Here is an 8,903-nt window from a genome sequence, read left to right as displayed (position 1 = left end):
CCTGCACCTGCACCTGCACCTGCACCTGCACCTGCACCTGCACCTGCACCTGCACCTGCACCTGCGCCAGCCGCCGCACCGCAACCGACACCCCAGGCCGACAGCCGCAGCGCCAAAGCGGGCCCGCCACCGGCCCTGAAAGCCCCCGCGACGCCCCCCGCCGGAAAACCCTCACCCCAGCCCTCCGCCACGGGCTCGGTGGCACCCAAGGCCGAAACCGAAGCCGCGCCGCCGTCCCAGGCAAGCGCGGTGCCTTCACCTGCGCTTTCACCCGCGCCTTCGTCAGTCCCCGCCCCGGTGGCTCCACCGCCACCCGCGCCAGAAGTTGCCGCCGCCAAAGAAAGCTCTCAGCGCGCACGCCCCGCGCCCCAGGCCGAAGCTGTGATGGGCGGACAGGCGGCCCCCATGCAGGACGCCGCGCCGGCCGCTGCGGTTGCCGCGGCCCCCGCCATGGCGGCGCCGGCGGCACGGGCCGCCGCTGCGCCAGCCGCGACCGCCGCACCGGAGCAGAAACGTGAAAGACTCGGCGCGCCAGCGCCTTCTCCGCGCGCGGAAGCACCCGGTGTATCCGGTGCGCCCAAACTGGCAGGCGCACTGCAAAACGCGGCGCGCGCGGGCGACCTGCCACAGGTGGAGCGCCTGCTCCAGCAAGGCGCGGCCCTCAATGCGGCCGACGCGGCGGGCCGCACGCCCTTGATGCTGGCCGCCATGCAGGGACACACGGCCGTGGTCCAGCGCCTGCTGGCGGCGGGCGCAAACACGGCATTGATCGACCACGACGGCTTGAACGCGCTGCAGCATGCGCGCCGGCTGGGTTATGACGGCATCGCTCACCTGATAGCAGCGGCCCGCTGAGCGTAGGGGCGCCGTGGGCGCTGTGCTTCAGCTCGCGTAATACAGCACGGCCACACAGTGGCAGGCGGTGCCCGAGGCCACGAACAGGTGCCAGATGAAGTGGCCGTAACGCAGCCTGGAATCGGTGGCGAAAAAGCCCACGCCCAAGGTATAGAAAAGCCCGCCGGCCACGAGCCAGAACAGCCCCCAGCCTGGGATGAGTTCCAGCATGGGCTTGACGGCGATCACGGCAATCCATCCCATCGCGAGGTACAGCGCCGTGGACACACGCGGGTAGCGTATGCCGGCGACGGCTTTGACCGCCACGCCGGCCAGCGCCATGGCCCAGACCAGGCCGAACAGCGTCCAGCCCCAGGGCCCGCGCAGCACGCCCAGCGTGAAGGGCGTATAGGTGCCGGCGATCAGCAGGTAGATCGCACCGTGGTCAAGCACCTGGAACACGCTCTTGGCACGCGCGGCGCGCACCGCCGGCAGCGCGTGGTACAGCATGGAGGTGAAGTACAGCAGCACCATGCTGGCGGCGAACACCGAGGCGCCCGCGATGTCGATGGCATCGCCCTGCCGCATGCTGCCCATGACCAGGAAAGGCACAGCCGCCATCGCGGCGAGCAATGCCACGCCGTGGCTCACGCTGTTGGCGATTTCCTCGCCCAGGCTTTGCTGCCGATCCTGGGGAAAAACCTCAGCAGCGACAGTAGCGCTCATCGTTTGAGCAGCGCCTTGAGCACGTTCTGCACGCGCCTGGCATTGCCGGCGTCAAAGTCGGCCGCCAGCACCTGGGCCGTGTCTTCACCCCAGGTTTCGGCCGGCGCGGGCGCGTTGCGTTTGGTGAGCAGCTGCAGCTGCAGCATGCGGCGCGCGCTGATGTGCTCGGCCGGCGTGGGCAGGTCGGCGGCGATTTCCAGGCGCAGCAGCGCTTCGGAAGCGTCCTTGCCCGAAGGTGTGCTGACGGCCTGCACCCAGCGGTTGCGCACCGCGGCCGGCACGGCCTTGCCGAGCTCCTGCGCGCTGGGCAGTTGCGCCGGGTCGCGTTTTTCCCAGGCGCTGAGCAGGTGCGTGAGCACCTCGCCGTGTGCCTGCACGGCGAGCTTTTTCAGGGCCTGGTTGGCCGCTTCAAAGGCTTCGCGCTGGGCACGGAAGGCGGCGTCGCCCAGGCGCGGGCCGCGCTCTTCAAAGGCCGGGCGCTCGCTGGTGCGCGGGCCGCGCTCGTCACGGCCCGGACGGGCGTCACGGTCGGGACGGTAGGGCTCGAATTTGTTGTCGGTGCCCTGGCGCGGGCCGCCCGGCTTGCCGCCGGGACGCGCGTCCTTGCGGTCGCCGAACTTGCCGCCGCGCCCCGCTGCCACGGGATCGGCTTTTTTCATGCCGGGGCGATCGTCGCCGCGCCTTGCCACGATGGGCTTGGGCGCGGGCTTGGGTGCGGGCGGTGGTTCGGCGGGCGCGCTGGCCGGCTCGCCGGCTTCGGCAAATTCTGCGGCCGCGGCGGCTTCAGCGTCGGCGACAGGTTCGGCGGCCTGAGCGGACGGCTCGCTGCCGGCGGCGGCCAGCGTTGCTTCCACGGAAGGGGTGGCGGGAGCGGGTGCGGGAGCGGGTGCGGGGGCCGCTGCGGGCACGGACACCTGGCCGCGCACAATGGCTTCCAGCGCCTTGGCGGCGGCATGGATCTTCTGCGCGTCGCCGCTGGCGGTGGCGGCTTCCACGGCCTTGGAGGCTTCCAGCACCATGCGGTCGTATTCGCCCAGGGCCGCGGCGGCTTTTTCGCGCTCGGCGGTCTTGCGCTGGAACGCGTCGTCTATGGGCTTGCGGAACGCGTCCCACATCTTCTGCTCCTGCTTGCGCTCTATGGGCACAGCCTGCGCCTCATGCTGCCAGCGCTGCTGCAGCGACTTGACGGCGTCTATGCGCAGCTGCGGCTCGGCGCCCAGCACTCCGGCTTCTTCAATCATGGCCTTGCGGCGCGCGATGCTTTCGCTGCGCGCGGCGGTCAGCGCGGCGTCGGCCGTGTCCATGGCGGCCTTCCACACGGGCTGGATTTCGGCAAAGGCTTTTTCACCCAGGTGGCCGGCCTCGCGCCATTTTTCGACAAAGCCGTTGAGGCTGCGGATGTGGTACTTCCAGTCGGTATTGCCCTTGTTGGTTTCGGCCCAGGCAAGGACTTCGTCGATCAGCAGCTTGCGCTCGGCTTTGACGGTTTCGTTTTGCTCCTTGACCTTCTCGAGCCAGGCTTCAACGACCTTGTGGGCTTCGTTGCAGGCGTCGTCAAAGCGCTTCCACAGCGTGTGGTTGGGCGTGCCGCCCTGGTCGCTGGTCTTCCACTGCTCGCGCATGGCGCGCAGGGCTTCCTGCTGCTTGCGACCGCCCAGCGGCTTGGCCACCAGGGCCTCGGCCTTGACGACCAACTCTTCGCGGATCTGGTCGGCGCGCCAGCGCTGCCAGCCTTCGAGTTCGCCGGCCGCGGTGAGCGCGGCATGCGCGGCGGCTTCGAGCTTGCTGTCGATGTTGCGGATGTGCTCCTTGAGCGCCTGGCGCAGCTCGGCCGCGACCTTGGGCGTGGACTTGCCGTGGCCTTCGGTAACCTCATGCTCGAGCTTGGCAAGCGCGGCCTGCACGACGGCCGAGGACTTTTCGCGCATTTCCTTGAGCACGGCCGGATCAATCCTGGCTTTGGGCGCGCGCGCGGGCTGCTCGCCCTCGGCTGGGGCCTGGCCGCGCGCGGCGCGCAGTTCGTCGGCCCACACCGGCACGGCGGGCAGGGGCGCGCCAGCGTCTTCAGCGGCCTTCTGGGCCTGGGCAAGCGCACCCTGGAAGGCGTCCCACACGGCAAGCAGTTGCGCGCGCGATGCGTCGAGCAGCGGCGGGAATTTCGCGTCCACGCTGGCCCAGTTGGCGTCCTGGATGATTTCACCGGCTTGCGACTGCCAGTGCGTGACATCGCCGCGCAAGGATTCGAGAGCGGCTTCGGCGTCGCGCCAGGGCTTGAGCGACAGCACTTCAGTACGCTGGGCCAGCAGCACGGCGGCCTCGCGCTGCACCTGGGTGCGGTGCTGCAGGTCTTCAATGGTCTTGACGCGCTCGGCCAGTTGCGCCTTCAGGCCCGCCAGCGGTTCCTTGGACAGGGGCGCGCCGGCCTTGGCGGCGTCGCGCTGCCAGGCCAGGGCGTCGGCCAGGTTGAGCTTGGGCACGGCCAGCAGCGCCTGGGCTTTTTCGGCCCACTCGGCGGCCACGGCTTCCTGGCCCTTGCTGCGTTTGATCTCGTCGAGCTTTTCCTTCAGCGGCTTGGCCGCACCCTTGTCACGGTTGGACAGGTCCTTGTAGACCTCGGCCATCTGCTCGGCCGTGGGCTCGGTGGCCAGCCAGCTGCGGATGCGCGAGGCGCGCTCGCCGGAGGTGGGCGCGGAAAACGCGCCGCCGGTGAGGCCGTCCAGCGGATGGGCTTCGGCCTGCTTGGTGGATGGCGTTTTCACGGCGGGAGTGTCGGGTTTTGAAGATTTAAACATGGGAACGCAAGGTCAAAAAATAGTTGCCGCCGACCGCAAGGCCTCCCGGTCACGGGGAGCTTTGCGCGGCGGCAGCAGGTATTGGAATGGATGGGAGGCCGCGCCGCGCAACCGCGTTGCGCGCATTGGCCCTGGTCCCATAAAAGCTTTATCAATAAAGCGCTGGTGCTATTTTCGCCTTTTTTAAGGCATCGCCAAATTCAGCTCCGCGCGAGGCGTCCATTTGGCCTCCGGCGGCACGGCTTTGGCCGCGCCCAGGAACAGCCTTTCGGGCGGCAACTCGCGCGAGGCGAGGTAGTCTTTCACCGCCACACCGCGCTGCACGGCGAGCTCGCGCATGGCGTCGTCATTGACCTTGATGTCGGCCAGCAGCAGCTTTTCCATCTCGGGCACGGGCAGGTCCTTGGCCAGGCCTATCAGGTTGCGCGGCTTGGGCATGTCGGCGCGCTTATAGACTTCCTTGAGCAGATCCGGGTATTCGGCCGGGCTGATGCTGACGGCGGCCGAGGTGGTGCCGCCCTCCTTCACGGTGATGCGGCGTTTTTCGGCACGCACCAGCGCGTCCAGCCGCTCGCGCTTGAAGCCCTCGCGCTCGGCCTCCACGCTGCTGGTGCCCACCACGGTGAGCTGCAGCGATGGCCTGTCGGCCAGGGCCTTGGCAACCTTGTCCAACCCGGCCTTGGCTTCGGGGCGCAGCTCGGCGCTGCCGGGCGCGAAGCCCACGACGCTGAGTTCCTCGCCGCCGCCGCCGAAGGCGTTGGCCAGCAGGCTGAAAGGCGCGGTGATGGCCTTGACGATCACGTTGACGATGACTTTGACGATGATGGGGCCCAGGCTGAACTGCGGGTCGTTCAGCGAGCCGCTGATGGGCAGGTCGATGTCGATCACGCCGTTGCGGTCGGCCAGCAGCGCAACAGCGAGTTTCACCGGCAAACTGGCGGTGGAGCCGGGTACCTTCTCGCCGAAACTGAGCTGGTTCAGGATCACCTTGTTGGTGGCGGTGAGCCTGCCGTCGGGCTGTACCAGGTAGCTCACGTCGACGCTGAGCTTGCCGCGGTTGATGCCGTAGCCCGAGTACTTGACGGAGTACGGTGACAGCGGCGGCAGCTCCAGGTCGCGCACCTTGCCCTTGATGTCCAGCGCCAGCGGCTTGGCCAGGGGGTTGAGCTTGCCCAGGATTTCGAGCGAGGCCGTGCCCTCGGCCCGCCCGCGCAGTTCCAAATCCGCCATATTGGGGGCGGCCGCCGCGCCGCCCGCAGGCGCGGGAGCCACCGACGAGAAAGCGCTGAGCTTGCCGGTCAGGTCGCTGAGGTCGGCCGAGTAGTTCGGCTTGACGAAGCGGTCGGAAAACAGCACCTTGCCGTTGATCAGGCTGATGGGGCCAAAGCTCACAATGGGCTGCGGGGCCGCCGGGGCCGGCGGGCCTTTGGCATCGGCAACCGCCGTTTTGGGCGGGGCCGCGGGCGCGGAGGCCGGCGCGGCGGCTGCGGCGGCCGTATCACCGGCCGCCGCGGGGCCACCGGATTTGACGAGATCCTGCAGGTTGATACGGCCGTCGGGCATGACGATCACACGCGCGAAAAAGTCGGTCAGCACGGTTTCCTTGACCTCCACGCGGGTTGCCTTGGCCGGCTCCAGCGCCACATGAAAGCCGCGCAGGTTCAGCGCTTTCCAGGCCAGCAGGTCTTCGCTGGGGGCCAGTGTGTTGGCGCGCAGCTCTTCCAGCGACACATCGCCCGTCACCTGGGCCTGGGGCCCGCCCGGCGTCTGTCGGTAGGCCACCCGGCCCTTGAAGCTGGCATCGGCGCGCAGCAGTTCGATATTGAGGATGTCGGCGAAGTAAGGCTCAAAGGCCTGCACAGGCAGGCGGTCAACCAGCAGCCGGCCCTGGGCCTGCAGCGGCGCCAGGCCCAGGCTGCCGTTGAAGTCCACCTTGCCGGGCTCGAAACGGCCGGTGGCCAGGCGCAAGGAGGCGGTCAGCGGCATGGGCTTGGCGGCCTGGGGCCGGGACGCGAGCCTGTCGTCCAGCAGCAGCCCGCCCAGTTGGGCCTTGGCCGCGGTCACCTCAAACCCCACCGGTTTGGCGCCGGCCTTGTCGGAAAACGACATCGCACCGCCTTCGAGCTGCACGTCGCTGATGGCCACAGCCCAGGAGGGCGCGCTCGCCCGCGTGGCGGCATCGGTGGGCGGCGGCGCAGGCCTTGCCGCGCCGGAATTCACCATCCAGCGCTCATACATCCAGCGCTTGTCGCTGCCCCGCTCCACCAGGGCCCTGGGCTGGGTCAGCAGCAGTTTTGCGGCCTTGAAGCTCTGGCCGGTCAGGTCGATGTCCACCTGCGCCAGGTCCACGCGCTTGACCGACACCAGCGAGACCTTGCCCTGGGCCAGTTGCACCTCGCTCAACGCGATCTGCGGCGCGCTGAGCTGCAGCACTTGCGGCTTTTCGCCGCTGGCCGCCTGCCAATTCACGCCCAGTTCGGCGTCGAGCTGGCCGCCCAGCGCCGGCAGCAGGAACTGACCCACGTATTTGGCGGCCATGCCCAGCGGCCAGGAGGCCAGCCTGGCCGTGAGCTGGGCGGCCTGGTCGGTGGCGCTGCCCTGGAAAGTCAACAGTGCCGCAGCGGCGGGGGCCTGCGGCGCGGCGAGTCTGGCGCCGGCCTTTGCGCCAGCCTTGACGAGCGGGGGCACCGGGGCGGTCGGCGGCTCAAGTCCTACCGAGCCGTCGAATTGCAGCGGCGCACCGGCCGAAAAAGGCATGGCGATGGCCGTGGCATTGAGCGCCAGGCCGGTCAACCGGATGTCGGCGGGCGAAGCCAGGGTTTCATCGAGCCAGTTCACGCTGCCCGCGCGCACGGCCGCACGGGCCACCTGCACTTTCCAGGGCGTAGACGCCGGCGCCCTGGCCGAGGCAGCGGGCTTGGCGGTATCGGGCGTGTTTGCTTCACTTTTTGCAGCAGGCGCGGCGGCCGGCGGCAACAGGTTGAGCCGACCCGCCCGGTCGCGAACCACCGACAGCGCGGGCGCGCTCAACTCGACCGACGCGAGCTTGACGAACTGCTCGAGGGGCCGCACGTCGGCCATGGTCACCTGAAGCCGCTCAAACGCGAGCATGTCGGGACGGGCCACGGGCGCCTGGCCAGCCGCCTGCACGCGCACTTTTTCCGCCGTCACCGTGCCGGAAATTCGCACCTGGGTGGCCGGCGCCTGCTCGAACGCCACTTTGGCGTCGGCATGCAGCACGGCGCTTTGCAACTTAAAGGGCAGGCTAGCCGGCCAGTACGCCAGGTAGGGCTTCAGGTCAAAGCCGCGCAAGGTCAAGGTGGCGTCGGTTTTGTGGGTCTGGGCAAAGGGTGTGCCCTCGGCAGCGGTATCGAAACTGCTGCCATTGAGCTTGAAGGCCAGGTGCGGCGAGGTCTTGATCTCGCGCTGGGACTTGAGGTTGCTCAGGAAAGGCACGGAGAGGTTCAGGTCCCTCAGTTCATGGGTCTTGCCGACGGACTGGTCGGCAAAATCCAGACGTCCGCCGCTCACCACGATGTTGTAGACCGCAAAGCGCGGCGCATCCGACGCCGGCTGGTCCGCGGGCGCCTTCAGGCGTTCCAGGATGTCGTCGATGTCGTAGCGGCCTTCGCCTTTGTGGGCCAGAAAGGCCACGGGTTCGTCGATCTGCACAGCGTCGGCCACCGGCGCCAGCCGCAACAGGGATTCCAGCTCTGCATCTATATATATGCGCTTGACGGCCAGCTGGGGCACTTCCTGGGGGGAAGCCGGGGGAGCGCCGGCGGCCCCGGCTTTGGCAATGGCCAGGTCGCGCAGCGTCAGTTCGAGCGACCAGGGCTTGAAGTCGACCGCGCCCACCGTGACCTGCCGGCCCAATTTTTCAGAGGCGATCTTCTCGAGTTGCGATTTCAGGATGGACGGCACGGCCGCATAGGCCAGCGCCCAGACCAGCAGCAGCACGCCCAGCGCCCACGCGGCGCGGCGCCGCCACAAAGGCGACCGGGCCACGCCGGCGGCCCGTGCCGGCAGGGTTTTTGCGGTGTTTCGCCATTCGATGTCGTGCCATTTGTTCTTCAGATCATTGATTGCCATAGGCGTCGAGTTTTTAACGCTGACGTCAATCGGTCAATGATTTATTTGAAAAAGACGGTCACCCAAAAGAAAAACCCCGGGCAGCTGAGCCGACCGGGGTTGACGGCGGGCGTTTATGCTCATGCCGTCGGGTTTCGCAAAGGAGAGATGAATCGTCCCCAGTGCGATGAAAGCAAGTGATTGCTTCCAGTTTTTCCGGGGTTGGTTACCCGGTTGGATGCCCGAATGAATCAGGCAACTGCAGGTTAAACCTCCCGCAGCGTGCAGGCAAGACCATCTTTTCAATCACCGGGACCGGAGTGATTGCCGTAGCCTTCGGGCTCCCGCCGGCGCCCGGAAATCGCCTCGACCGTCCCACATGGGGTATCGGAAATCGCCTACAGCCGGACTCGCGATCCGCCGATCCGGTATTTTTCACGTCGAATTTAACTTAGAGCTTGGTCTCAAAAAGAGGCCGTA

Annotated in this window: 4 protein-coding genes; 1 reads left to right on the top strand and 3 read right to left on the bottom strand. The window is 68.0% G+C overall.

Features of this window, described 5'->3' with window-relative positions:
• The first annotated feature begins 384 nt into the window (after positions 1 to 384).
• Entirely contained in the window at positions 385 to 855 is a 471-nt protein-coding gene (locus PMI15_RS25370) for an ankyrin repeat domain-containing protein (protein WP_081499638.1), read from the top strand.
• Positions 856 to 882: 27 nt separating this feature from the next.
• Here PMI15_RS25370 and PMI15_RS18565 read toward each other — a convergent pair whose 3' ends face one another.
• The 3 genes from PMI15_RS18565 to PMI15_RS18555 all read right to left on the bottom strand — a co-directional run bounded on the left by PMI15_RS18565 (position 883) and on the right by PMI15_RS18555 (position 8,444).
• A complete protein-coding gene (locus PMI15_RS18565) occupies positions 883 to 1,560 on the bottom strand; it encodes a hemolysin III family protein (RefSeq protein WP_007872672.1) in 678 nt (225 codons plus the stop codon).
• Positions 1,557 to 4,352, bottom strand: coding sequence for a DUF349 domain-containing protein (locus PMI15_RS18560; protein WP_007872669.1), 2,796 nt, complete (start codon positions 4,350 to 4,352; stop codon positions 1,557 to 1,559). The genes PMI15_RS18565 and PMI15_RS18560 overlap by 4 nt, the downstream gene beginning before the upstream one ends.
• 183 nt (positions 4,353 to 4,535) lie before the next feature.
• Positions 4,536 to 8,444 carry a DUF748 domain-containing protein gene (locus PMI15_RS18555; RefSeq protein WP_007872668.1) on the bottom strand — a complete coding sequence of 1,303 codons (3,909 nt, stop codon included), beginning with the start codon at positions 8,442 to 8,444 and terminating at the stop codon, positions 4,536 to 4,538.
• Between the last annotated feature and the right edge of the window lie 459 nt (positions 8,445 to 8,903).

It is taken from the genome of Polaromonas sp. CF318, from assembly GCF_000282655.1.
Taxonomy (GTDB): domain Bacteria; phylum Pseudomonadota; class Gammaproteobacteria; order Burkholderiales; family Burkholderiaceae_C; genus Polaromonas.
Note: the sequence above shows the minus strand (reverse complement) of the source record. Positions and strands in the feature narration are given on the sequence as shown.